This is a genomic window from Hydrogenophaga sp. L76 (genome assembly GCF_057654755.1).
Window position 1 is genome coordinate 1,400,365 of the sequence record NZ_CM172807.1, and the last position, 23,694, is coordinate 1,424,058.

The following is a 23,694-nucleotide window of genomic DNA, read 5'->3' on the forward strand; positions in this document are numbered from 1 at the left end:
CGCTAACATAGCGCCAATGCCACCCGCTTACGCCCTCCACCGCCTGCTCGCCCGCACCGTCCTGCTGCTGGCACTGGCTTTCGTGGCGTGGCACGGCGGGGCGCAGGCTTCCAGCGGCGAGCAGGACGTGACGCTGCGGGCCCACTACTGGGTGGACCCGACCGGCGAGGCCGGCATTGACACGGTGGCGCAGGCGCCGGCCACCCAGTTTCAGCCCATGGAGGGTCACCGAACCTTCAAGCTGGGCGATGGCGCACTCTGGATGCGGCTGGATCTGCCCGCCATGGACCCGGCCCAGCGCTGGTTCCTCATGCTCGACAGCTCCGCCTTCACCGACCACGCAAGCTTTTTCCAGCCCCGCCCCGGTGGTGGCTGGCGAGAGCAGCGCGCGGGCGACCACCTGGCGGTGTCGCAGTGGTCCAATCCCGACCGCTCGCCGGTGTTTGCACTGGACGACACCTCGGCACCGCTCAGCGTGTGGCTGCGGCTGGACAACAAACCCGCGCCGCTGAGCCCGCGCACCACCCTGCTGAGTGCAGCAGATCTGCAGCAGAAGCGCTCGTGGACACACCTGCTGGTGGGTGTCTACCTCGGCTTCGGCCTGCTGGTGCTGTTCCTTGGCTGGGTGCATGCGCGCCTGTACGGCGACCGCGCCTTTGTGGCCTATGTGGTGTACGTGAGCTGCATGCTGGGTTTCCAGGTGGCGTTCACCGGTATCGGGGGCCTGTTTTTCTGGCCCGACTGGGCGTGGTGGAACAGCGCGGCACCCGCGGTTTTCATGCTCTGGCTCACGGGCTCGGGCATCTGGTTCGTGCGCGAGGTGTGCGCCATTTCGCGCCACCACCGCGGGCTCGACCGTTTTGCGCTGGCGTGGTCGGTGTTCGGCCTGCTGTATCCGGTGGCCTACCTCACGCTGCAGAGCGCTGCGGCGCTGGCGGTGCTCAACCTGTACGGCCTGCTCTCGGTGCTGTTGAGCATCGGCCTGTGCCTGTGGGCCTGGCGCCAGGGGGAGCGTTATGCGGGCTGGATGGTGCTGGGTTTTCTGCCGGTGCACCTGGGTTACCCGTTTCCGGCGCTGCGCGCGGCCGGCGTGTTGTCCGACAGCTGGGGCGCGCAGTACGCGGTGCTGATCGGCTCGGCGATCGAGATCCCGCTGCTGCTCTACATCCTGCACCGCCGTGCCAAGCACTTCAGCGAAAACCGGGCGCGCCTGCGGGCGCTCGATTCCACCGATCCGCTGACCGGTCTGACCATCGTGCCGGTGCTGGACCTGCGGCTGCGCGATGCGATCCGCCGCGCGCGGCGCTACGGCCACCACTGCGCTCTGCTGCTGGTGGAACTGTCCAACCACGCCGACCTTCGCCTGCGCCTGGGGCAGGACACGGGTGACCGCGCGCTGGTGCTGGCGGCGGCGCGGCTCACGCGCGTGGTGCGCGATGTGGACACGGTGTGCCGGGTGACCGACACGCGTTTTGCGATCCTGGTGGAAGGACCCCAGCGACCGGAACACCTCAAGCTGCTGGCGCAGCACATTGTGGCCAAGGGGCTGGAGCCGGCGTCCATCCTGCCCGACGACGCCACGCTGCGGTTTCGCCTGGTCTCCACCCTGCTGCCGGCCGACCGCGAGATCGCCGCCGAAGAAGAGGAACGCGTGGAGTCCCGGCGCGCACTGCAACGCCTGCACCGCGCGCTGGACCAGCTGGCCGACGAACCCCGCAAAGCGGTGTGGCACCTGCCGCGTGAGCAGCCGGTGAACCCGGCGCTGGCCGGCACCCCGGGTCAGGGCGGTGCGGTCGGGCAGCCGCTGCCGGGCGCGGCCCCCAGATAAGGCATCAGGGTCGGCCCCATCGATCCCAGGATCTGCACCGGCAGGCCCGACGTGAAACGGTAGCGCGCGGCATCGGGACCGACCACATAGGCGGTGAGGCTGCCGAAATAGCGCGGACCGAGGTGAAAGACAAAGGTGGCGGTGCGGTTGAGCGCCAGCGTGGCGCGTCCGCGCACGACCACGCGGTTGTCGCCGGTGCCGGTCTTGCCACCGGGCGACAGGTCTTCGCCACCCGGGGTGCGGAAACTGCCGGCCAGGCGGCGCGCGGTGCCGCGCTCCACCACTTCGGACAAGGCTTGTTGCAGCGCCCGCGCCACCTCGGGCGCCATGACCCGCTCGCCCTTCACGGGCGTGTTCCCCAGCGCGGTGGCCCAGGGTGTGTCGCTGGCGAACTGCACGCCCGTGAGGAGGCGGGTGGGCAGTCGCACACCGTCGTTGAGGATGATGCCCATCAGCTCGGCGAGCGCCGCGGGCCGGTCGCCGGAGCTGCCCAGTGCGGTGGCCAGCGAGGGCACGAGGTGGCCAAACGGGTAGCCCAGCCGGGCCCAGCGCTGGTGGATGTCCAGGAAGGCTTCGACTTCCAGCAGGGTGTAGATGCGGATGTCTTGCGCGCTCTTGACGCGCGTGCGGAAGAGCCAGCCGTAGACCGCCTGCCGCTCGCTCTGGCTGGCGCTGATGGCCTCGCCCAGGGTTGCCTTCGGGTGCTGCAGGCGAAAGGCGACAAGCCAGAGTTCGAGCGGGTGTACGCCGGCCACATAGCCGCGGTCGGGCAGGTCGAGGGCGTCTGGCGCGTAGCGGCTGTAGAGGCTCTGCACGCGGGCCGTGTCGGGCGCTTTCTCGCCGATGCGCTCGCGCAGAAACCGGCCCAGCGCTTCGGGCGTTGCCGCTGGTTCGAGGTAGCGAAACACGGCGGTGAGGCGCTCGGGTGTGGGGCGCAGGCCTTCAAGCAGCACCGAACGCAACTCGTCGGTGCTGCGCCGATCGGTCTTGCGCCAGAAGCGTCGCAGGAAAGCCTGGCCCTCGCGGTCGGCGAAGCGGGCAAGGTAGGCCTCGCGGCGCGGGTCGCTGTCGTCTTCAAGCAGGCGCGCGGTGCTGCCGGGCACCTGGTACATGGTGTGGCGCACGACTTCGCGCAGCACGCGCACGAACGGCAGGTTGATGGAAGCCTGCATGGCTTCGCGCACGGTGGGCGAGCGGCCGTTGTCGCTGTCGTTGAAGTTGTTGAAGCTGTGCACACCGCCGCCGGTGAAGAAGCGCTCGCCGGGATCGGCCGAAAACCGGCGCTCCAGGGCGGCGAGCAGCATGGTGTCGAGGCTGCGGTCTTTGGCGCTGGCAAGGTGCTGTACGGCCCAGCGCGTGAGCGTGTCCTGCCGGTCGAAGGCGGTGGCGCGCAGGGCTTTCGGCTCCAGCGGGGCAAGTCGCGCATGCAGCTCGGCGACCAGCTCCAGATAGGTCGCCAGGACGCGCAGCTTGGCGGTGGAACCGAGTTCGAGCTTGCTGCCTTCGTTGATGTCCAGCGGCTGCGTGGTGGTGTCGGTCTGCACGCGCACCAGGTTGCCCAGGGGCGTGCGCTCCAGCAGGGTGAAGCTGTAACTCACCTTGTCGAGCGAGGCGGGCTGCAGCAGGCGCTCGCCGATGAGGCGCTGCGAGCGGGCAAAGGCCGGATCGGCGAGGCGACCGAGGTAGTCGCTGACGGTGTCCTGCAGCTCACCGTGCAGCGTGGTGTCGACACTGGCATCGAGCCGGTCGAGGCTGTAGAGCGAGGTGCCCAGCCACCCGGCCAGGCGGCTGCGCGCGGCGGTGCTGCCTTTGCCATGGCTGGTCGGCTCCAGCGGCGGGTAGCGGACCATGTCCCGGAACGCCAGCCGCTGCCGCAGGGCGGCATCGCGCCAGCCGGTGTCAATGATGCCCTCCGTGGCCAGCAGGCGCAGGTAGGCGTCGGTGGTTTCGTCGAGGTCTTTGCGACCCTGGGCGAGGTACCACGAGGGGCGGCGGTGCGCCACCATGAGGGCCACCACCTGGCGCAGGACCTGGCCGCGCTCGGTCTGGTTCTCGTTCAGGCTCTCCCCCGGCGTGAGCAGGAAGCGGGCGCGGTCGAGCTCGGTCCCGAACCACACCCACAAACCATCGGCCAGCCCGTGAACCTCGCCGTGCCGCGGCGCGGCCGACAGCGGAACGGTGTTGAGGTAGTCGAGCAGGATCTGGCGGCGCACCGGCAGCGTGTCCTCGCCCTGCTGGTAGGCGCGCACGGCGGCCGACACCATCTGGCGCAACTTCTCGCGCTCGTTGTGGGTGATGCCCCCGGGTGAATGGCGGAATTTTTCAATCTGGGTGGCCAGGGTGCTGCCACCGGGGGTGTCGAACCCGTCATTGATCCGGCTGCCGATCTGCCCGAGCACGGCGCGGGTGAAGCGCACCCAGTCAACGGCCGGGTTCAGGTGCGGCCGGTCGGGGTCGAGCAGGTCGCGGTTTTCGATGAACAGCAGCGCCTGAGCGACCACCGGGGGCACGCTCCCCAGGCGGTCGAACTGGCGGTGGGGGTAGCTGAAGCTGTGGATCGGCGCGCGGCGGCAATCGAACACGGTCAGGCCGGCCTGGGCCTTTTCGGCGTAAGGGGCGGACAGGCCGCGGTCCAGGTGCACGAGCAGGGCCTCGCTGTGCCGGGCCTGCGCCGTGACCTCGTAGCCGCGGGATTGCAGGCTGGCAACGAAGGCGGGGATATGGGTGTAACCCAGGCGTTCATCGAACGGGCCGTGCTTCGGGAAACGGATGTGCTCGCTGGGCCCGGGAGCCACCTCAAAACCGAGCGGTGCGGCATAGCGGCCCAGCGCCCAGGTCTGCAGGCGGGACGTGCGTGCCTCGTAGCGCAGCAGGACCGCGGCTGCAGTGCCCAGCAAGAGCAACGCGGCGACACCCAGCCACCACAGGCGAAAGCGCCCGCGGCGCCCGGGCTCGGAGGCTTGGCCGCTGGAGACCGTGGGGTCGTTCTCCCTGAAGGGTTTTTCTGTCATGGGGGGCTCTATCTGCTGCGTCGCAGCAATTGTGGGCCGTCAAGCGAGAAACGAGTGTGTCGAGAACCATGATGGCACATTCGGTTACGCCCCGTTCATCTGCGGCATACCCGGGCACCGGATAATCCCTACCCATGTCATTGCGTCATTCGCGCCGCCTGTTTCTCAGCCTGGCGCTCATCATCCCTGCCCCGCTGCTGCTGACCGCGTCCGTGGTTCAAGCATCCACTTTCGATCTGCCACCGATCGACCGCATCGTCAATTACCAGCCCAAACTGCCGCTGCAGGTGTTCACCGCCGACGGCGTGGAGCTGGCGCAGTTCGGTGCCGAACGGCGCGAATACGTGCCGCTCTCGCGCACGCCCAAGCGGCTGCAGGACGCCGTGCTGGCGGTGGAGGACGCGCGTTTTCGCGAACACTCGGGCGTTGACCCGAAGGGCATGGCGCGGGCGGTGGTGGCGGCGCTGACCGGGGGTCGCCGGCAGGGTGCGAGCACCATCACGCAGCAGCTCGTGCGCACCATGCTGCTGACGCGCGAGTTTTCGGTCGAGCGCAAGGCCAAGGAAATCGTGCTCGCCTTCAAGGTGGAAGACGCGCTCTCGAAAGACCGCATCCTGGAGATCTACCTCAATGAGATCTTCCTGGGCCAGCGCGCCTATGGTTTCGCGGCCGCCGCGCAGACCTACTTCGGCAAGTCCATGGACCAGCTCTCGCTGGCCGAAACCGCGATGCTCGCGGGCCTGCCCCAGAACCCTTATTACGCGAACCCGGTGGCCAACTTCGAACGCGCCGTGCAGCGCCAGCGCGTGGTACTGCAGCGCATGCTCGCGGTGGGCGCCATCACCGAGCAACAACTGGCCGCCGCCCGCGCCGAAAAACTGAGCTTGCGGTCGCCCGGGCAACGCAGCGTGCACGCCGCCCACGTGGCCGAAATGGCGCGCCGCGTGGTGGTGGAGCGCTTTGGCACCGAGGCCTATTCCACCGGTCTGCGGGTCACGACCTCGCTGCGTGCGGCCGACCAGCGCGCGGCGCACGACGCGGTGCAGCGCGGCGTGCTGGCGTTCGACCGGCGCGGCAGCTGGCGCGGACCGGAAGGCCAGGAAACCCTGCCGTCCGGCAACGGCGCCGAGCTGGAACGTGCCGCGGCTGAAGCACTGAAGGACCACCACGACGACGAAACGCTGCGCGTGGCCATCGTTGTGACGGCCAGCGCGAAAGAGCTGCGTGCCCAGCTGGCCACGGGCGAGCGCATCACCCTCCAGGGCGAAGGCCTGCGCTGGGCGCAGCGCGCGCTCCAGCCCGCGGCCAAGGCCCCGCTGAAGCTGCAGCGGGGCTCGGTGGTGCGGGTGGTCAAGAACGGCAAGAACTGGGCGATCTCACAATGGCCCGAAGCCGAGGCGGCGCTGGTGGCACTGGACACCCGCACCGGCCGCGTGCGCGCGCTGGTCGGTGGTTTCGACTTCACGCGCCAACCCTTCAACCACGTCACCCAAGGCTGGCGCCAGCCGGGATCGGCGATCAAGCCGCTGTTGGTGTCGGCCGCGCTCGAAGAGCGCGTGATGCCCGCCACCATCGTGGACGACCTGCCCTTCACCGCAGCCAACGGCTGGAGCCCGGACAACAGCAGCGGCGACTACAGCGGCCCGATCACGCTGCGCGAAGGCCTGGCGAAATCAAGCAACCTGGTGAGCGTGCGCGTGTTGCAGCATGTGGGCACCCAGCGTGCACGCGACTGGACCACCCGCTTCGGCCTCGACGCCAACCGCCAGCCCGACAACCTGACACTGGCACTGGGCACCGGCCTCGTGACGCCGCTGCAGATGGCACGGGCCTACGCCACACTGGCCAACGGCGGCTGGCGCGTGGAACCGGTGGTGGTGGAGAAGATCACCGACGCGCACGGCAAGGTGCTGTTTGAAGCGCCGCCCCCGGCACCACTGACGGACGAAAGCCGCGCGATCCCCGGGCGCAACGCCTTCGTGATGAGCAGCCTGCTGAACGACGTGACGCGCACCGGCACCGCCGCCCGTGCCCAGGCGCAGCTGAAACGCAACGACGTCTACGGCAAGACCGGCACCACCGACGACGCGGTGGACGCCTGGTTCACCGGCTACCACCCCACGCTGGCCACGGCCGTCTGGATGGGCTACGACAAACCGCGCAGCCTGGGTGGCCGCGAATCGGGCGGCCGGGCCGCCCTGCCGATCTGGATGGACTACATGGGCGCCGCGCTCAAGGGTGTGCCGGAGACTGCGCCGGGCGAGACCCCCGCCGGGCTGGCGTACGCCAACGGCGACTGGCTCTACAGCGAATGGACCAACGGCGGCTGGGCCGAACGCATCGCCGACGACACGGGTGTGCAATACGCACAGCCACCGGGTTTGCTCGAATCGTTCCGCCCATCGTCCTTGCTGGAGCTGATCCAGAACGCGATCAGACCCTGATCCGGTCACGTGATCGCTCCATGCAAAAGGCCGACTCTGCAGTCGGCCTTTTTTGTGGGTGCAGGGGCTCAACCCATGCAGATGCGGGCCTTGGCCTCGGCGTATTCGCGCTTGAAGCGGGCCACCAGATCGGCCGCCGGCAGCACCTCGCGGATGGCGCCGATGCCCTGGCCGCAACCCCAGATGTCTTTCCAGGCCTTGGCCGCGTTGGCGCCTTCGCCGGTGGAAAAATTCATCTTGCTCGGGTCGCTCACAGGCAGGTTGTCCGGGTCCATGCCGGCGTTCTGGATGCTGCCCTTCAGGTAATTGCCATGGATGCCGGTGTAGAAGTTGCTGTAGACGATGTCGTCCGAATTGCTCTCGGTGATCATCTGCTTGTAGCCGTCCACCGCGCGCGCTTCTTCGGTGGCGATGAAGGCCGAACCGATGTAGGCGAAGTCGGCGCCCATGGCCTGCGCGGCCAGGATCGCGCCGCCCGAAGCGATGGAACCCGAGAGCGCCACCGGGCCGTCGAACCACTCGCGGATCTCCTGCACCATGGCAAACGGGCTCTTCACGCTGGCGTGGCCACCGGCACCGGCAGCCACAGGGATCAGGCCGTCGGCGCCCTTCTCGATCGCCTTGTGTGCGAACACGTTGTTGATCACGTCGTGCAGCACCACGCCGCCCCAGCTGTGCACGGCCTGGTTCACGTCTTCGCGCGCGCCGAGGCTGGTGATGACGATCGGCACCTTGTACTTGGCGCACAGGCCCATGTCGTGCTCCAGCCGGTCGTTGCTCTTGTGCACGATCTGGTTGATGGCAAACGGTGCGGCCTTGTTGTCCGGGTTCGCAGCGTCGTGCGCAGCCAGCGCCTCGGTGATCTCGGCCAGCCAGTCTTCCAGCTGCGCGGCCGGGCGCGCGTTGAGCGCGGGCATGGCGCCGACCACGCCGGCCTTGCACTGGGCAATGACGAGCTGGGGGTTGCTGATGATGAACAGCGGCGAGCCGATCACCGGGAACCGGATGTTCTTCAGCACCGGGGGCAGGTAGCGTTGGCGGATGGTCATGTTGTCTCCGAATGTGTTCGAGAAGCTGGCTGGATTCTGGGTCAGCCAGCGTGGACACCCTGTCGCCGCAGCAACAGGGTGCAGCGGTTTCAGAAAGCCTCGACCGCCATGGCCGTGACCGCGTCGGCACCTTCGCAGATGCTGTCGCGCACGCCAGGCACGCGGCTCAGGATGTGGTCGGCGTAGAAGCGCGCGGTGGTGATCTTGGCCTGCATGAAGGCCGCGTCGGTGCCGGCGGCCAGCTGGTCTTCGGCCACCAGCAGCGCGCGCGCCAGCTGCCAGCCCGCTACCACGTTGCCCGCGAGCATCAGGTAGGGCACGCTGCCGGCGAAGGCGGCGTTGGGGTTGCTCCGGGTGTTGGCGGCGATGAACTCGACCACGTCCACAAAGGCCTGGCGCGCGGCGGTGAGGCGCTTGGCCACGGCCAGCGCATTCACGCTGCCGCGCTGCACCAGCTCGGCTTCGGTCTTTTCAATCTGCGCCGCGATGGCCTTGGCGTTGCTGCCACCGTCTCTCGAAGTCTTGCGGCCCACAAGATCGTTGGCCTGGATCGCGGTCGTGCCTTCGTAGATGGTCAGGATCTTGGCGTCGCGGTAGTACTGCGCCGCGCCGGTTTCTTCGATGAAGCCCATGCCGCCGTGCACCTGCACGCCCAGCGAGGTCACTTCCAGGCTCATCTCGGTGCTGTAGCCCTTGACCAGTGGCACCAGGTATTCGTAGAACGCCGCGTTGTCCTTGCGCGCATCGGCGTCGGGGTGGTGGTGGGCCGCGTCGTAGGCGGCGGCGGCCACTGCAGCCATGGCGCGGCAGCCTTCGGTGCTGGCGCGCATGGTCATGAGCATGCGCTTCACATCGGGGTGGTGGATGATGGGCGCGGCGGCGCTCAGCGAGCCGTCGACCGGGCGGCTCTGCACGCGGTCCTTCGCGTAGCCCACGGCCTTCTGGTAGGCGCGCTCGGCGATCGCGATGCCCTGCACGCCCACGGCGTAGCGCGCGGCGTTCATCATGATGAACATGTATTCGAGGCCCCGGTTTTCCTGGCCCACCAGGTAGCCCACGGCACCACCGTGATCGCCGTACTGCAGCACGGCGGTGGGCGATGCCTTGATGCCCATCTTGTGTTCGATGCTCACGCAATGCACGTCGTTGCGTGCGCCGAGCGAGCCATCGGCGTTCACCATGAACTTCGGCACCACGAACAGGCTGATGCCCTTCACGCCTTCGGGCGCGCCGGTCACGCGGGCCAGCACGAGGTGCACGATGTTCTCGGCCATGTCGTGTTCACCGTAGGTGATGAAGATCTTGGTGCCGAACACCTTGTAGCTGCCGTCGGGCTGGGGCTCGGCACGGCTGCGCACCGCCGCCAGATCGCTGCCGGCCTGCGGCTCGGTCAGGTTCATGGTGCCGGTCCATTCGCCGCTCACCAGCTTCTCCAGGTAAACGGCTTTGAGCTCGTCGCTGCCGGCGGTGATCAGCGCTTCGATGGCACCGTCGGTCAGCAGCGGGCAGAGCGCGAAGCTCATGTTGGCGCTGTTGAGGATTTCCCCGCAGGCCGCACCGATGGTCTTGGGCAGGCCCTGACCGCCGAAGTCCACCGGGTGCTGCAGGCCCTGCCAGCCGCCTTCGGCGTACTGTTTGAAGGCTTCCTTGAAACCGGGCGTCGTGGTGACCTTGCCGTCGTGGAAGGAAGACGGGTACTTGTCGCCCTCCCAGTTCAGCGGAGCGATCACACCTTCGTTGAGCTTGGCGCACTCCTCCAGCACGGCCTGCGCGGTGTCCAGGCCAGCATCTTCAAAACCGGGCAACGCGGACACCTGGTCGATGCGCGCCAGGTGTTCGATGTTGAACAGCATGTCCTTGAGGGGTGCGGTATAGCTCATGAAGGTCTCCTGTCTTCGAATTTGGATACAAAAAGGGCATCGCGAACGATGCCCTCGGCAGACGTGTGTGTCTTACAGCGCCTTGATCAGCTCAGGCACAGCGGTGAACAGATCGGCCTCCAGCCCGTAGTCGGCCACCGAAAAGATCGGTGCCTCGGGGTCCTTGTTGATCGCCACGATCACCTTGCTGTCCTTCATGCCTGCCAGGTGCTGGATGGCGCCCGAAATGCCGCAGGCCACGTACAGCTGGGGCGCGACGATCTTGCCGGTCTGGCCGACCTGCCAGTCGTTCGGCGCGTAGCCCGCGTCCACCGCGGCGCGGCTGGCGCCCAGCGCGGCACCCAGCTTGTCGGCCAGCGGCGTCATGACCTCGTTGAACTTCTCGGCGCTGCCCAGCGCCCGGCCACCGCTGACGATGATCTTGGCGGCGGTCAGTTCGGGGCGGTCGCTCTTGGCGATCTCGCTGCCCATGAAGGTGCTCTTGCCGCTGTCGGCCTGGGCTGCCTGGGTTTCCACGGCTGCGCTGCCACCAGTGGCGGCCGCCGGGTCGAAACCGGTGGTGCGCACGGTGATGACCTTGGTGGCGTCGGCGCTCTGCACGGTGGCAATCGCGTTGCCGGCGTAGATCGGACGCTCGAAGGTGTCGGCGGCGATCACCTTGGTGATGTCGCTGATCTGGCCCACGTCAAGCTTGGCGGCCACGCGCGGAGCGATGTTCTTGCCGCTGGCGGTGGCCGGGAACAGGATGTGGCTGTAGTTGGCTGCAATGGCCAGCACCTGGGCGGCCATGTTCTCGGCCAGGCCGTGGGCCAGGTACTCGGCGTCGGCATGGATGACCTTGGCGACGCCAGCGATCTGGGCAGCTGCTGCAGCGGCTGGGCCGGCGTTGTGGCCGGCGATGAGCACGTGCACCTCACCCCCGCACTGGGCGGCGGCGGTGACGGTGTTGAGCGTGGCGCCTTTGATGCTGGCGTTGTCGTGTTCGGCAATGACGAGTGCGGTCATGTTCTGTGTTCCTCTGGATCGTTGATGTCAGCGGTCTTCAGATGACCTTGGCTTCGTTCTTGAGTTTTTCGACGAGCGTTGCGACGTCCGGCACCTTGATGCCCGCACCGCGCTTGGGCGGCTCGCTGACCTTCAGGGTCTTGAGGCGCGGGCTCACGTCCACACCGAGGTCTTCGGGTTTGACGATGTCCATCTGCTTCTTCTTGGCCTTCATGATGTTGGGCAGCGTCACGTAGCGCGGCTCGTTCAGGCGCAGGTCGGTGGTGACGATGGCCGGCAGGCTGAGGCTCAGGGTTTCCAGGCCACCGTCGACTTCGCGGGTCACGTTGACCTTGCCATCGACCACCTCGACCTTGCTGGCGAAGGTGCCTTGCGGCAAATCAGCGAGAGCCGCCAGCATCTGGCCGGTCTGGTTGCAGTCGTCGTCGATGGCCTGTTTGCCCAGGATCACGAGGCCGGGTTGTTCCTTGTCCATCAGGGCCTTGAGCAGCTTGGCCACGGCCAGGGGCTGCAGTTCTTCAGCCGTTTCCACCAGGATGGCGCGGTCGGCGCCGATGGCCATGGCGGTGCGCAGCGTTTCCTGGCATTGGGTCACGCCGCAGGACACGGCGATGACCTCGGTGACGACACCCTTCTCTTTCAGGCGCACGGCTTCTTCGACCGCGATCTCGTCAAACGGGTTCATGCTCATCTTGACGTTGGCCAGGTCCATGCCGGACTGGTCGGCCTTGACGCGCACCTTGACGTTGTAGTCCACCACGCGTTTGACGGGGACGATGACCTTCATATTCGGTTGCTCCTGAGGGTTGTGAGAACGAAAGGAAAAACGGGATTCGAATTGACGTATACGTCAATCTGCGGATTGTATGCCCGCTCCCATAGACAGACCGCCTGGATGCACAAAAGAACACAGCAACCAAAAAAACGAACGGTCGTGCTTTTTGTAGATTATAGGCGAGGCTTCCGGATGCGCCTACTCCTATCCTCCACAAACTGCCCGGCACCGCCGCCCGGGCGATTAACCAACCAAATGGTCGGCTAATTCGGGTAAGTCTGGAGAAGAAAAAGCCGGGTATTCGCCTATAGTGAATTCTGACTGATTTACTTATGTTTAGAAACCATATTCAACCACCGTCCCGAGGATACGCTTCATGAAACTTCGCCACGTTTTTGCCGCCGCCCTGTCCACCACGGTGCTGTCCAGCGGCCTGGTGTCCGCCCAGACGGTGTTCACCGTCTCCAGCTGGCTGCCACCCACCCACACAGCGTCGACGGTTCAGAAGAACTGGTGCGACCTGCTGGAAAAAGAAAGTGCCGGCCGCATGAAGTGCAACATCCTGCCCAAGGGCGTGGCGGCTGCGCCGGGCACCTTTGACGCGGTGCGCGATGGCCTGGCCGACATTTCCTACACGGTGGACGGCTACACGCCGGGTCGCTTCGTCATGACCCAGGTCGCAGAGTTTCCTTTCCTGGGCGACAGCGCTTCCGTCACCTCGGTGGCCTACCAGCGCATCTACAGCAAGTACTTCGCGCCCCTGGGCGAGCACCGCGGTGTCAAGGCGCTGGCGGTGTTCACCCATGGCCCTGGCATCATTTTCAACAGCAAGAAGCCGGTGACCTCGGCCGCGGACGCCGCATCGCTCAAGTTCCGCATCGGTGGCGGCAACATCAACGAACTCTCCAAAGCCATGGGCTGGAACACCACGCTGAAGGCCGCGCCCGAGTCGTTCGAGTTGATGTCCACGGGCGTGATGGACGGCACCTTCTTCCCCGACGAGTCCATCGCCTCGTTCAAGCTCAGCATGGTCAAGCACGCCACCACCTTCCCCGGCGGCCTGTACAACACCAGCTTCGTGTTCATGATGAACGAGGGCAAATACAAGGCGCTGTCGCCGCAGGACAAGGCCGTGGTCGACAAGCTTTCGGGCGAAGTGGCCGCGCGCATGTTCGGCGAGGGCTGGGACAAGGTGGACGCCGCCAGCCGCGACGGCGCCCAGAAGGCCCAGGGCGTGAACCGCATCAAGGCCGACCAGGCCTTCGTCAAGGCCGTGATGGAAAAACAGGACTACCTGGAAACCAAATGGGCCGCGAGCGCACAGGTCAAGGGTCTGAAGGATCCGAAGGCGGTTCTGGCCGAGTTCCGTGCTGAAATCGCCAAGGTGAAGTAAATCCCGGTCAACCGGCCGACAATGGCCGGCCAGCCCCCGTGGGCCGATGGAACAGCAACCCTGCTGCCCATCGGCCCACTTCACATGCAGAAAGCACAACATGCACAAAACACTTGACCGGCTGCTGTACTGGTCCACCGGCGTCATGGCCGCCATGGCGTTGTTTTCGCTCATGTGGCTCACCGTGTTTGACGTGATCGGTCGCAAGTTTTTCAACAACTCGATACCCGGCGGGCTGGAGCTCACCGAGATGCTCATGGTGGTGGTGATCTTCGCGGCGCTGCCCCTGGTGTCGTGGCGCGGCGAGCACGTGGTTTTTGACACGCTGGACGCGCTGATTCCCGACTGGCTGCGCTCGATTCAGGCCCGCGTGATCCACCTGATCTGCGCCGGCACCTTTGCCTTTCTCGGCCGCCTCATGGTGATGCGGGCCGAGCGCTTTGCCGAATACGGCGACACCACGGTGCACCTCGCGATGTCCATCGCCCCGGTGGCCTGGCTGATGGCAGGCCTGCTCATGCTCACCGGGCTGGCCCATCTGCTGCTGGTGTTCGTGCGTGCCCCCACCAGCGGCCACGTGCTGGTCGAAACCCAGGGAGCGTCCACATGATTGAAGCGCTGCTGGGTTTTCTGGCCGTCTTCGGCCTCGCCTTCCTGCGCGTACCGCTGGCCGTGGCCATGTCCATCGCCGGCCTGGTGGGTCTGGGCCTGATGCGCGGCTGGCAGCCGGCCTACGCCAGCACCAGCCAGGTGATTTTCGAAACCGGCTTCCACTATGTGCTGTCGGTGATCCCGCTGTTCGTGCTGATGGGCAACTTCGTCGCCCGCGCCGGCATGGCCAAGGAGCTGTTCACCGCCGCCAACGCCTTTGTGGGCCACAAGCGCGGCGGCCTCGCCATGGCCAGCATCATCGCCTCGGGCGGTTTCGGTTCCATCTGCGGCTCGTCCATCGCCACCGCCGCCACCATGACCCGCGTGGCCTACCCGGAGATGAAAGCCCACGGTTACAAGGACACGCTGGCCACCGGCGCCATCGCCTCCGGCGGCACGCTGGGCATCCTGATCCCGCCGTCCACCATCCTCGTGATCTACGGGATCATCACCGAGACCGACATCGGCAAGCTGTTCGTCGCCGGCATCCTGCCCGGCATCGTGGCCATCACCTGCCTGTGCATGGCGGTGGTGTTCGTGACCTGGCGCGATCCGTCCGCTGGCCCACCGGCCGAACGCTTCACCTGGGCCCAGCGCTTCGCCGCCATCCGCGGCATCTGGGGCGTGGCCATCCTGTTTGCGCTGGTCATTGGCGGCATCTACGGCGGCGTGTTCACCGCCACCGAAGGCGCCGGCGTGGGGGCGGCAGGCGCCTTCGTGTTCGCTTTGCTGCGCGGCACGCTGCGCCCGCGCGTGCTGCTGGAGATCCTGGTGGAGAGCACCCGCACCACCGCCATGCTGTTCATGATCCTGATCGGCGCGATGATCTTCACCAACTTCATCAACTTCACCAGCATGCCGGGCGACCTGCGCGACTTCGTGCTGCAGTTCAGCCCCCATCCGATCATGGTGGTGGTGATGATGATGGGCATCTACCTGATGCTGGGCATGGTGATGGAAGAGCTGGCCATCGTGCTGCTGACCATTCCCGTGTTTTTCCCGGTGATCACCGGACTGGGCTTCGACCCGATCTGGTTCGGCATCCTGATCGTGACCATTGTCGAGATCGGCATGATCTCGCCACCGGTGGGCCTCAACCTGTTCGTGATCAGCTCGCTGCTGCCCAAGGTGAACCTGGGCACGATTTACCGCGGCGTCTGGCCCTTCGTGATGGCCGACATTGTGCGGCTGGGCATCCTGATCGCGTTCCCGGTCATTGCACTGTGGCTGCCCGGGCTGATGACGCGTTGACGCCGCACGCCGTCACTGCCCGGCTTTCATGTGCACCACGCGTTGCGGGTAGGGGATCTCGATCCCGTGCTCGCGCAAGGCGCGCAGGATCGCCAGATTGATGTCGGAGCGCAGTCCGAGCTGACCGTTTTCCGGGTCGGCGATCCAGTAGCCCAGTGTGAACTCCAGGCCATCGGCGCCAAACGCCGAGAGTGCGGCATGGGGTGCAGGCTCCTTGAGCACGCGCTCCTGCGCCAGTGCGGCCTCCACCAGCAGGCGCCGCACCAGATCCACATCGCAGTCGTAGGCGACCGACACGACAGTCGACAGCCACACCCGTGGATCGGCCAGGGAGAGGTTCTCCACCCGGCTGGTGATCAGGATTTCGTTGGGCACGATGGACTCGCTCCCCGCGGGCGAGCGGATCAGGGTGTAGCGCGCCGTGATGTCGGTGATGCGCCCTTCGAAGTTGTCCACCCGCACGTTGTCCCCGATGCGCATGCTGCGCTCGGCCAGGATGACGAAGCCGCTGACGTAGTTGGCGGCCAGCTTCTGCAGGCCGAAACCGATGCCCACGCCGACGGCGCCGCCGAGCACCGACAGCGCCGTCAGATCGATACCCACTGCACTGAGTGCCAGCATGAGACCGACGAACATGAGCAGCGCACGCGTCGCATTGCTCAGTGCCTTTCGCAATGACAACTGGTCGCCCACGGCGGATCTGAGCAGCCGCGACTCGATGACGGACGACACCCAGAGCGCAACGATCAGCACCGCGCCGGCCGTGAGCGCGCCTTCGATCATGGTGCGCAGACTCATGGGACTGGAGCCGAGCGTCCAGGTGATCTGATCCAGTTCGTGGAGCACCAGTGGCAACAGTCCGCTGACCCACAGCACCATGGCCAGCCAGGCCACCCATGAAATCGTGCGCTCCAGCACGCGCACCCAGGGCGCGCTGGCAAAAGCCACCTGCAACACCTTCACGCCCACACGGATGACCACCAGCGAAACCAGCACCGGAATGGCCACCTTGAACACCGCCAGAGGCATGTAGACCAGCAAGAGCGAACGCGCGATGTAACCCAGTGTCAACAACAGCAACGGGAACATCACGCCATCGATCAGGCTGCGACCAAACATCACCGACGAGCGCTCCTCGCGCATGCCCAGCGCCCGGCGCAACACCGCCGTGAAGGCCCAGGCCAGGAGCACACAGATCACCAGCGCGGCAAACTCGAACCACACCGTGAACTGGGTGAAGCCGGCGAGCCAGGCCTGCATGTCATCAATGGGGGGTGGCGTGGGGGAGAGCGGAACAGTCGATGTCATGCGTTGTCACTGAAAAAGAAAAGTCTTTTCCCAGAACACCGCGGAACCGCCCGTCGACAGGTTCAGGACGGGCCGCGGGTGTTGCTTACGGGGGGTTGTGCGGCTGCGCACAGCGAGCGAGCAACGTTGGCCTACCAGTTCGGCGAGCGCTTCTCGATGAAGGCCTGCACACCCTCTTGCGCCACGTCGTGCGCCATGTTGCAGGCCATGGTCTGACCCGCGAGCTGGTAGGCCGACTCCATGCCGGTTTCCAGCTGGCGGTAGAACAGCGCCTTGCCCATGGCGATGGCCTCGCGCGGTTTCGCCACGATGCGGTCGACCAGCGTGGCCACGCCGGCGTCGAGCGCGTCGGCCACCACCACCCGGTTCACCAGGCCACGCGCCTTCGCTTCGTCGGCCGAAATGAAGTCGCCGGTGAGCAGCATTTCCATGGCCTGCTTGGGCAGCATGTTGCGCGAGAGCGCCACGCTGGGCGTGGCGCAGAACAGGCCGACGTCGATGCCGTTGACGCCAAACGTGGCTTCCTGCACGGCCACCGCCAGGTCGCATTGCGCCACCATCTGGCAGCCCGCCGCCGTGGCCAGGCCCTGCACCCGCGCGATCACCGGCACCTCCAGCTTGCGGATGCCCATCATCAGCTTCGAGCAGGTGGCGAACAGCGCCTGGTAATACGCCAGCTCGGGCCTGGCCTTCATTTCCTTCAGGTCGTGCCCGGCGCAGAAGGCGCGGCCGTTGGCAGCGATCACCACGGCGCGCGCACCTGGGTCGGCCGCCACCGCGTCCAGTGCGGCCTGCATCGCGCCCATCATGGCTTCGCTCAACACGTTGAAGCTGCGCGGTGCGTTCAATGTGAGCGTGTGCACGCCGCGCGCATCACGGTGCGTCAACAGCAGCTCGGGGGACATGGTTTCAGACATCGGCCAGCACCCTCAGATGCGCTTCCACGCTGCGCGCCAGCGCGCTCAGGTCGTACCCGCCTTCGAGGCAGCTCACGATGCGGCCTTTGCTGTGGCGCTGCGCCACTTCCTTGATGCGCTGGGTGATCCAGGCGTAGTCGTTTTCCACCAGACCCATCTGGCCCATGTCGTCCTCGCGGTGGGCGTCGAAGCCGGCGCTGATGAAGATCATCTGCGGCTTGTGGGCGTCCAGCCGGGGCAGCCACATCATGTCGACCAGCTCGCGCACGTCCATGCCCTTGGTGTAGGCCGGCACCGGCAGGTTCACCAGATTGGCGGCCGTCGAATGCTCCCAGACCGGATAGAACGGGTGCTGGTAGAAGCTGCACATGAGGATGCGCTGATCACCGGCCACGATGTCTTCGGTGCCGTTGCCGTGGTGCACGTCGAAATCAATGATGGCCACGCGTTTCAGGCCGTGGCGCTCCAGCGCGTATTTGGCGGCCACGGCCACGTTGTTGACGAAGCAGAAGCCCATGGCCTGGTTGCGCGTGGCGTGGTGGCCTGGCGGGCGCACGGCACAAAAGGCATTGGCCAGTTCGCCGGCCATCACCGCGTCGGTGGCGTCGATGGCAGCGCCTGCGGCCATCAGGATCGCGTCCCACGAGTGGATGTTGATGGACGTATCGGGATCGACCTGCGCATGCGAGGGACCGCCCGCGGCAATTTCGTCACGAAGGCCGTCCGACAGGCCCCGGAGGGCCGCGAGGTGCATGCGACCATGCGCGAGTTCCAGATCGGCCAGCGACGCGGCGGTGGCCTCGCGCCGATCGAGCGCGGCGTCGAGCCCGGTGATGAGCAGACGGTCTTCGATGGCGTCGAGCCGCGCCGGACACTCGGGGTGTCCCGCGCCCATTTCGTGTCTCCAGCAATCCTTGTGGGTGAAATAACCTGTTGCCTGGCTCATCACATTTTTACGTTAAGGTTCACGGCATGCACGCCGACGAAAAAATCCACCAACTTCTGAATCAGCTTAACACGGTGATCGTGGGAAAAGCTCCCCAAATTTCCGACTGCGTGGCCTGCCTTCTGGCCGGTGGCCACCTGCTCATCGAAGACGTGCCCGGCGTCGGCAAAACCACGCTGGCGCAGGCGCTCTCGCGCTCCTTCGGCCTGCAGTTTTCGCGCGTGCAGTTCACCGCCGACCTGATGCCGAGCGACCTGGTGGGCGTGTCGATCTATGAACGCGGCCGCGAGGGCTTCGTGTTCCACCCCGGTCCGGTGTTCGCGCAGGTGCTGCTGGCCGACGAGATCAACCGCGCCAGCCCCAAGACCCAGAGCGCCCTGCTCGAAGCCATGGAAGAGAAGCAGGTCACGGTGGAAGGCGCCACGCGTCCCCTGCCCCAACCTTTCTTCGTGATCGCCACCCAGAACCCGCACGACCAGCTCGGCACCTACGCCCTGCCCGAGTCGCAGCTCGACCGTTTCCACATGCGGCTCTCGCTGGGCTACCCGGACCGGGCCGCCGAACGCGAGCTGCTGCGCGGCCAGGACCGGCGCGGCATGCTGGAGAAACTGCAGCCGGTGCTGACGCCAGCCGATCTGGCGCGGCTGCAGCAGGCGGTGGCCAGCGTGCACACCGCCGAACCGGTACTGGAATACCTGCAGGACCTGGTCGCCGCCACGCGCTCGGGCCGCTGGTTTGCGCAGGGCCTGTCCCCCCGCGCGGCTCTGGCGGTCGTGCGTTCGGCCAAGGCCCAGGCTTTCCTGAACGGCCGCGACTATGTGGCGCCCGACGACATCGCCGCCATCCTGCCGCAGACAGTGGCGCACCGGCTCATACCGGTGAGCGACGCTGGCCGAGGCGCGGTCGAACAAGTCCGCGCCATGGTGGAAGCCACCCCTTTGCCCTGACTGCACGGCATCGGCCAGTGAACACCACATCGCCACCCATGCCCCCGTCGGGGACCGCACCCGCGTGGCGCCACCCGCTGCGCCACTTGGGCAGCCGCTTCCAGCGCTGGTTTCACAGCCGCGCGCCACGCACCGACACGCTCACGCTGACCCAGCGCAACGTCTACATCCTGCCCACGCGCGCGGGCTGGATGCTGGGGATCACGCTGCTGGTGCTGCTGGTCGGCAGCATCAACTACCAGCTCAATCTGGGTTACCTGCTCACCTTCCTGCTCGCCGGCAGCGCCGTGGTGGGCATGCACGTGTGCCACAGCAACCTGCGCGGACTCACGCTGCACCTGGCTGCACCCGCACCGGTGCACGCCGGCCAGGCGGTGGCGCTGGACATCCGCCTCGTCAGCGAACGCCCGCGGACGCGCTACGGCATCGGCCTGGGGGTGATCGCCGACAGCCGACCGGGAGACACCCACCTGGCCTGGACCGACGTGCCCGCCCGGGGCAGCGCGGTGCTGCAGGTGGCGTGGGCGACATCCCGCCGCGGCCTGCACGAGCTGCCACCGCTCACCGCGCTCACCCTTTTCCCGCTCGGCACCTTCCGCGTCTGGACCGTCTGGCGCCCGGCCGCGCAAGTGCTGGTGTACCCGGCCACCGAGATCCACCCGCCGCCGCTCCCTCCCGGCGAACCGCAGGCCGGCAGCTCGGGCAGCGCGCGCGTGCAAAGCACCGGTGAGTTCGACGGCGTGCGCGCCTACCGGCGCGGTGACCCGCAGAAAACCGTGGTCTGGAAGAAGGCCGCCCAGGCCTTCGCGGCAGGGCGCGACGATCTAGTGAGCCGCGACGCCCTGTCCACCCAGCGCCAGCAGCTCTGGCTGGATGTCGCGCACACCGGCGCCGTCGACCTGGAAGCGCGCCTCTCGCGCCTGACGGCCTGGGTGCTGATGGCCGATCACCTGGAGCTGGACTACGGCCTGCGCCTGCCCGGGCGCGAGATGGCGCCGGACCAGGGCCCGGTTCACAAAGCCCGTTGCCTGGAGGCCCTGGCGCTGTGCTGAAGACGACTCGCAACGACGAAGCAAAGGGTTTCGCTGCCGGGCCGCCCCAAGGCGAAACCCGCCCGCTCGGGGGGCAGCGACCCGCGCAACGGTGGAGCGTGGGGGCATCGTCTCTGCCCCGGGACACGCGCGACACGCTGTTCCTGCTCGCCGTCATCGCATGGGTGGTGGCCATGCAGGTGGGCCACATCCCCTGGTGGTGCACGGCCCTCACGGCCGGCGTGCTGGCCTGGCGCACCACGTTGGCCCTGCGCGGCCTGCCCCTGCCCGGCTGGATCTGGCGCGTGGGCCTGCTGGCCCTGACTTTGGGTGCAACCTGGGCAACACACCGCACCCTTTTGGGGCGTGATGCGGGCGTGACGCTCATCGTGGTGCTGCTGGCGCTCAAGACGCTGGAGCTGCGAGCACGGCGCGACGCCTTCGTGGTGTTCTTTCTGGCTTTCTTCACCCTGCTCACGCATTTTTTCTATTCGCAGTCGCTGCTCACCGCCGCCGGCATCCTGATCGCGCTGCTGGGTCTGCTGACCGCGCTGGTCAACGCCCACATGCCGGTGGGCCGCCCGCCCCTGGCCCAGGCGGCCCGCATCGCCGCGGGCATGGCGGCCATGGGCGCGCCCATCATGCTGGTGCTGTTCCTGCTGTTCCCCCGGCTGTCGCCACTGTGGGGCATGCCCGGACAGGACGAGACCGGCCGCAGCGGCCTCTCCAGCAGCATGCGGGTGGGCCAGTTCACCGAACTGGTGCTGGACGAGGGCATCGCGCTGCGTGTCCGGTTCGACGACGCACCACCGCCCCAGGGCCAGATGTATTTCCGCGGCCCGGTGCTCAGCGACTTCGACGGTATCGAATGGCGCGCGCTGCGTTCGGGATTTCCGGCCTCGATGGCGCTGCCGAGCGACCTCAGCGTTTCAGGCGCGCCGGTGCGCTACGAAGTCACCATGGAACCGAACCGCCGCCCCTGGCTGTTCGTGCTGGAAGCCGCCACGCAGATCCCCGAGGTGCCGGGCACGCGCGCGCGCATGAACAGCGACCTGCAGTGGCTCACCCTGCGGCCCGTGGACACGCTGCTGCGCTACCGGGCCGAGAGCTACGTGAACTTCCGCCACGGCCCGCTCACCCCGGTGGTGGCCCTGCAAGACCACATCGAACTGCCGGGCCGGTACAACCCGCGCACGCTGGCACTGGCACAGGCGCTGCGCCGCGAGCACGGCACCGGGCCGCAGTCCAGCGCCGCGCTGATCGACGCCGTGATGGAGCGCCTGCGCACCGGCGGCTACACCTACACCCTCGATCCCGGCGTCTACGGCCAGCACACCGCCGACGAATTCTGGTTCGACAGACGCGAAGGCTTTTGCGAGCACATCGCCAGCAGCTTCGTGATCCTGATGCGCGCGATGGACATTCCCGCGCGCATCGTCACCGGCTACCAGGGTGGTGAACTCAATGCCGTGGACGGCTACTGGACGGTGCGCCAGCGCGACGCCCACGCCTGGGCCGAGGTCTGGCTGCAGGGCCAGGGCTGGGTGCGGGTGGATCCGACCTCGGCCGTATCGCCGGGCCGCATCGGCTCGTTGGAGCGCCTGCGTGCGCCCGAAGGTGCCATCGCAGGGGCCATCCGCAACCTCAGCCCCACGCTCACGGCCCAGATGCGCGCCTTCTGGGAAGCGGTGAACAACCGCTGGAACCAGTGGGTGCTGAACTACACCCAGGGCAAGCAGCTCGACCTGCTGAAAAACCTGGGCTTCAACAACCCGAGCTGGTCCGATCTGGCCTACGTGCTGATCGGCGTGGTGGTGCTGGTGAGCCTGGCCGGCGCGGGCTGGACGCTCTGGGAGCGCCAGCAACACGACCCCTGGCTGCGCCTGCTGCAGCGCAGCCGCCAGCGCCTGCGCCGCCTGGGGCTGGACAGCGGCGACCACACACCACCGCGTGAACTCGCCCGGCTGGTGGAGCGTCATTTTGGCGATGCGGAATTTGCCCGCGGTGTGTGCCAGTGGCTGTTGCGACTGGAAGCCCAGCGCTACAGCAGCCAGCCCGCCGCAACGCTGGCTACACTGCAACGCGAATTCCGCCAGCTTGCCTGGCCCAATAAGGACTCCTGTTGATCTTCAAGTCTGTGTTTTCGGTGTCTGGTGGTTTCGGCAACGGTGCCCTGACCGGGCTCGCGCTGAGCCTGCTCCTGCTGCCGGCAGGGGCGTCGGCTTCCAGCACCGCCAAACGGCGCCCGGCATCCTCGGCCCCGGTGGTCGCGCCCAGCGTTTATTACGCGGACCACGAAGCCGCGATGGTTTTTGCCACCGACCTGGCGCAGCGGCGCGACCTCGACCCCGACTGGGTCCGGCAGCAGATCGGTCAGGCCCAGCACCTGCCCCAAGTGGTGCGTCTGATGACCCCCGCGCCCAGCGGCACCCCAAAAAACTGGGCCGGCTACCGTGCCCGTTTCATCGAACCGACCCGCATCGAAGCCGGCCGGCGGTTCTGGCAAGACAACCGCGCGGCGCTGGAGCGGGCCGAGGCCGAATTCGGCGTGCCGGCCAGCCTGATCGTCGGCGTGATCGGCGTGGAAACGCTCTACGGCCGCCACACCGGCACCTTCCGCGTGATCGACAGCCTGACCACGCTGGCTTTCGACTTTCCGTCCAGCCACCCCCGCGCCCAGGCCCGCACCGAGTTTTTCCGCGCCGAGCTGGAGCAATTCCTCAGCCTGGCGCACCGCACCGGCATGGACCCGCAGACCACGCGCGGCAGCTACGCCGGGGCCATGGGCTGGCCCCAGTTCATGCCCAGCAGCTGGGCCAAATACGCCATCGACTACGACCGAGACGACCGGATCGACCTGTTCAACAGCACGAGCGACGTGATCGGGTCCGTGGCCAACTACTTCAAGTCCTTCGGCTGGCTGCCCGGCGTGCCCACCCACTACCCCGTCAGGCTCGCGGGCGAAGCGACCGATCTGGACACCCTGCTCGCGCCCGACATCCTGCCCAGCTTCAGCGTGCCGAGCTTCACGGCCAAGGGCGCCGTGCTCGAAGGTGAGGCGCTCGAACACACCGGCAAACTCGCCCTGGTCGAGCTGCAGAACGGGGCCAATCCGCCCAGCTACGTGGCTGGCACCGACAATTTCTACGCCGTCACCCGCTACAACTGGAGCAGCTACTACGCCCTGGCGGTGATCGAGCTCGGTGAGACGGTGGAGGCCGGGTTGCCCTGGCGCTGATGGGGTGGCCCGGCAGCAGC

General features: G+C 67.1%; 17 protein-coding genes. 9 read left to right on the forward strand and 8 right to left on the reverse strand.

The features are described from left to right. The first annotated feature begins 16 nt into the window (after window positions 1–16). A complete protein-coding gene (locus AC23D4_RS06715; protein ID WP_472888120.1) occupies window positions 17–1,828 on the forward strand; it encodes a 7TM diverse intracellular signaling domain-containing protein in 1,812 nt (603 codons plus the stop codon). On the opposite strand, the gene AC23D4_RS06720 is transcribed toward AC23D4_RS06715, so the two are convergent. Next, entirely contained in the window at window positions 1,780–4,839 is a 3,060-nt protein-coding gene (locus tag AC23D4_RS06720; RefSeq protein WP_472888119.1) for a transglycosylase domain-containing protein, read from the reverse strand. The two genes, AC23D4_RS06715 and AC23D4_RS06720, sit on opposite strands and share 49 nt — an antisense overlap. Before the next feature lie 134 nt (window positions 4,840–4,973). On the opposite strand from AC23D4_RS06720, the gene AC23D4_RS06725 reads away from it, so the two are divergent. Next, window positions 4,974–7,283 carry a penicillin-binding protein 1A gene (locus tag AC23D4_RS06725; protein ID WP_472888118.1) on the forward strand — a complete coding sequence of 770 codons (2,310 nt, stop codon included), beginning with the start codon at window positions 4,974–4,976 and terminating at the stop codon, window positions 7,281–7,283. Between the two features lie 68 nt (window positions 7,284–7,351). Here AC23D4_RS06725 and AC23D4_RS06730 read toward each other — a convergent pair whose 3' ends face one another. The 4 genes from AC23D4_RS06730 to AC23D4_RS06745 form a co-directional block, all read right to left on the reverse strand. Next, window positions 7,352–8,332 (reverse strand): NAD(P)H-dependent flavin oxidoreductase, encoded by a 981-nt coding sequence (locus AC23D4_RS06730; protein ID WP_472888117.1) that lies wholly within the window; start codon window positions 8,330–8,332, stop codon window positions 7,352–7,354. A gap of 89 nt (window positions 8,333–8,421) precedes the next feature. Further along, the gene (locus AC23D4_RS06735) at window positions 8,422–10,212 is read right to left on the reverse strand and encodes an acyl-CoA dehydrogenase (RefSeq protein ID WP_472888116.1); all 1,791 of its coding nucleotides are present in this window, start codon (window positions 10,210–10,212) and stop codon (window positions 8,422–8,424) included. Between the two features lie 72 nt (window positions 10,213–10,284). After that, window positions 10,285–11,217, reverse strand: coding sequence for an electron transfer flavoprotein subunit alpha/FixB family protein (locus tag AC23D4_RS06740; protein WP_472888115.1), 933 nt, complete (start codon window positions 11,215–11,217; stop codon window positions 10,285–10,287). 37 nt (window positions 11,218–11,254) lie between these two features. Continuing rightward, a complete protein-coding gene (locus tag AC23D4_RS06745) occupies window positions 11,255–12,004 on the reverse strand; it encodes an electron transfer flavoprotein subunit beta/FixA family protein (RefSeq protein WP_472888114.1) in 750 nt (249 codons plus the stop codon). Window positions 12,005–12,368: 364 nt separating this feature from the next. On the opposite strand from AC23D4_RS06745, the gene AC23D4_RS06750 reads away from it, so the two are divergent. From AC23D4_RS06750 to AC23D4_RS06760, 3 genes are all read left to right on the forward strand, one after another. Beyond that, the gene (locus AC23D4_RS06750; RefSeq protein WP_472888113.1) at window positions 12,369–13,385 is read left to right on the forward strand and encodes a TRAP transporter substrate-binding protein; all 1,017 of its coding nucleotides are present in this window, start codon (window positions 12,369–12,371) and stop codon (window positions 13,383–13,385) included. 100 nt (window positions 13,386–13,485) lie between these two features. After that, window positions 13,486–13,995 (forward strand): TRAP transporter small permease, encoded by a 510-nt coding sequence (locus AC23D4_RS06755; protein WP_472888112.1) that lies wholly within the window; start codon window positions 13,486–13,488, stop codon window positions 13,993–13,995. After that, window positions 13,992–15,287, forward strand: coding sequence for a TRAP transporter large permease (locus AC23D4_RS06760; RefSeq protein ID WP_472888111.1), 1,296 nt, complete (start codon window positions 13,992–13,994; stop codon window positions 15,285–15,287). The genes AC23D4_RS06755 and AC23D4_RS06760 overlap by 4 nt, the downstream gene beginning before the upstream one ends. A 12-nt stretch (window positions 15,288–15,299) precedes the next feature. Here AC23D4_RS06760 and AC23D4_RS06765 read toward each other — a convergent pair whose 3' ends face one another. The 3 genes from AC23D4_RS06765 to AC23D4_RS06775 form a co-directional block, all read right to left on the reverse strand. Then, window positions 15,300–16,595 (reverse strand): mechanosensitive ion channel family protein, encoded by a 1,296-nt coding sequence (locus AC23D4_RS06765; protein ID WP_472888110.1) that lies wholly within the window; start codon window positions 16,593–16,595, stop codon window positions 15,300–15,302. Window positions 16,596–16,726: 131 nt separating this feature from the next. Continuing rightward, on the reverse strand, window positions 16,727–17,512 hold the full coding sequence (locus tag AC23D4_RS06770) for an enoyl-CoA hydratase (RefSeq protein ID WP_472888109.1): 786 nt from the start codon (window positions 17,510–17,512) through the stop codon (window positions 16,727–16,729). Next, on the reverse strand, window positions 17,505–18,458 hold the full coding sequence (locus AC23D4_RS06775) for a histone deacetylase family protein (protein ID WP_472888108.1): 954 nt from the start codon (window positions 18,456–18,458) through the stop codon (window positions 17,505–17,507). Before AC23D4_RS06775 ends, AC23D4_RS06770 begins: the two co-directional genes overlap by 8 nt. A gap of 26 nt (window positions 18,459–18,484) precedes the next feature. On the opposite strand from AC23D4_RS06775, the gene AC23D4_RS06780 reads away from it, so the two are divergent. From AC23D4_RS06780 to mltB, 4 genes are all read left to right on the forward strand, one after another. After that, window positions 18,485–19,405 (forward strand): AAA family ATPase, encoded by a 921-nt coding sequence (locus tag AC23D4_RS06780; protein WP_472888107.1) that lies wholly within the window; start codon window positions 18,485–18,487, stop codon window positions 19,403–19,405. 38 nt (window positions 19,406–19,443) lie between these two features. Beyond that, window positions 19,444–20,457 (forward strand): DUF58 domain-containing protein, encoded by a 1,014-nt coding sequence (locus tag AC23D4_RS06785; RefSeq protein WP_472888106.1) that lies wholly within the window; start codon window positions 19,444–19,446, stop codon window positions 20,455–20,457. Between the two features lie 98 nt (window positions 20,458–20,555). Next, complete coding sequence (locus AC23D4_RS06790) at window positions 20,556–22,562, forward strand: transglutaminase TgpA family protein (protein ID WP_472888105.1); 2,007 nt, start codon at window positions 20,556–20,558, stop codon at window positions 22,560–22,562. Window positions 22,563–22,609: 47 nt separating this feature from the next. Continuing rightward, entirely contained in the window at window positions 22,610–23,674 is a 1,065-nt protein-coding gene (gene mltB, locus AC23D4_RS06795; RefSeq protein WP_472888161.1) for a lytic murein transglycosylase B, read from the forward strand. Window positions 23,675–23,694: the final 20 nt, after the last annotated feature.

Coding starts and splice junctions, on each gene's coding strand:
- AC23D4_RS06715 (WP_472888120.1), top strand. CDS start 17: ATGCCACCCGCTTACGCCCTCCACCGCCTGCTCGCCCGCACCGTCCTG.
- AC23D4_RS06720 (WP_472888119.1), bottom strand. CDS start 4,839: ATGACAGAAAAACCCTTCAGGGAGAACGACCCCACGGTCTCCAGCGGC.
- AC23D4_RS06725 (WP_472888118.1), top strand. CDS start 4,974: ATGTCATTGCGTCATTCGCGCCGCCTGTTTCTCAGCCTGGCGCTCATC.
- AC23D4_RS06730 (WP_472888117.1), bottom strand. CDS start 8,332: ATGACCATCCGCCAACGCTACCTGCCCCCGGTGCTGAAGAACATCCGG.
- AC23D4_RS06735 (WP_472888116.1), bottom strand. CDS start 10,212: ATGAGCTATACCGCACCCCTCAAGGACATGCTGTTCAACATCGAACAC.
- AC23D4_RS06740 (WP_472888115.1), bottom strand. CDS start 11,217: ATGACCGCACTCGTCATTGCCGAACACGACAACGCCAGCATCAAAGGC.
- AC23D4_RS06745 (WP_472888114.1), bottom strand. CDS start 12,004: ATGAAGGTCATCGTCCCCGTCAAACGCGTGGTGGACTACAACGTCAAG.
- AC23D4_RS06750 (WP_472888113.1), top strand. CDS start 12,369: ATGAAACTTCGCCACGTTTTTGCCGCCGCCCTGTCCACCACGGTGCTG.
- AC23D4_RS06755 (WP_472888112.1), top strand. CDS start 13,486: ATGCACAAAACACTTGACCGGCTGCTGTACTGGTCCACCGGCGTCATG.
- AC23D4_RS06760 (WP_472888111.1), top strand. CDS start 13,992: ATGATTGAAGCGCTGCTGGGTTTTCTGGCCGTCTTCGGCCTCGCCTTC.
- AC23D4_RS06765 (WP_472888110.1), bottom strand. CDS start 16,595: ATGACATCGACTGTTCCGCTCTCCCCCACGCCACCCCCCATTGATGAC.
- AC23D4_RS06770 (WP_472888109.1), bottom strand. CDS start 17,512: ATGTCTGAAACCATGTCCCCCGAGCTGCTGTTGACGCACCGTGATGCG.
- AC23D4_RS06775 (WP_472888108.1), bottom strand. CDS start 18,458: ATGAGCCAGGCAACAGGTTATTTCACCCACAAGGATTGCTGGAGACAC.
- AC23D4_RS06780 (WP_472888107.1), top strand. CDS start 18,485: ATGCACGCCGACGAAAAAATCCACCAACTTCTGAATCAGCTTAACACG.
- AC23D4_RS06785 (WP_472888106.1), top strand. CDS start 19,444: ATGCCCCCGTCGGGGACCGCACCCGCGTGGCGCCACCCGCTGCGCCAC.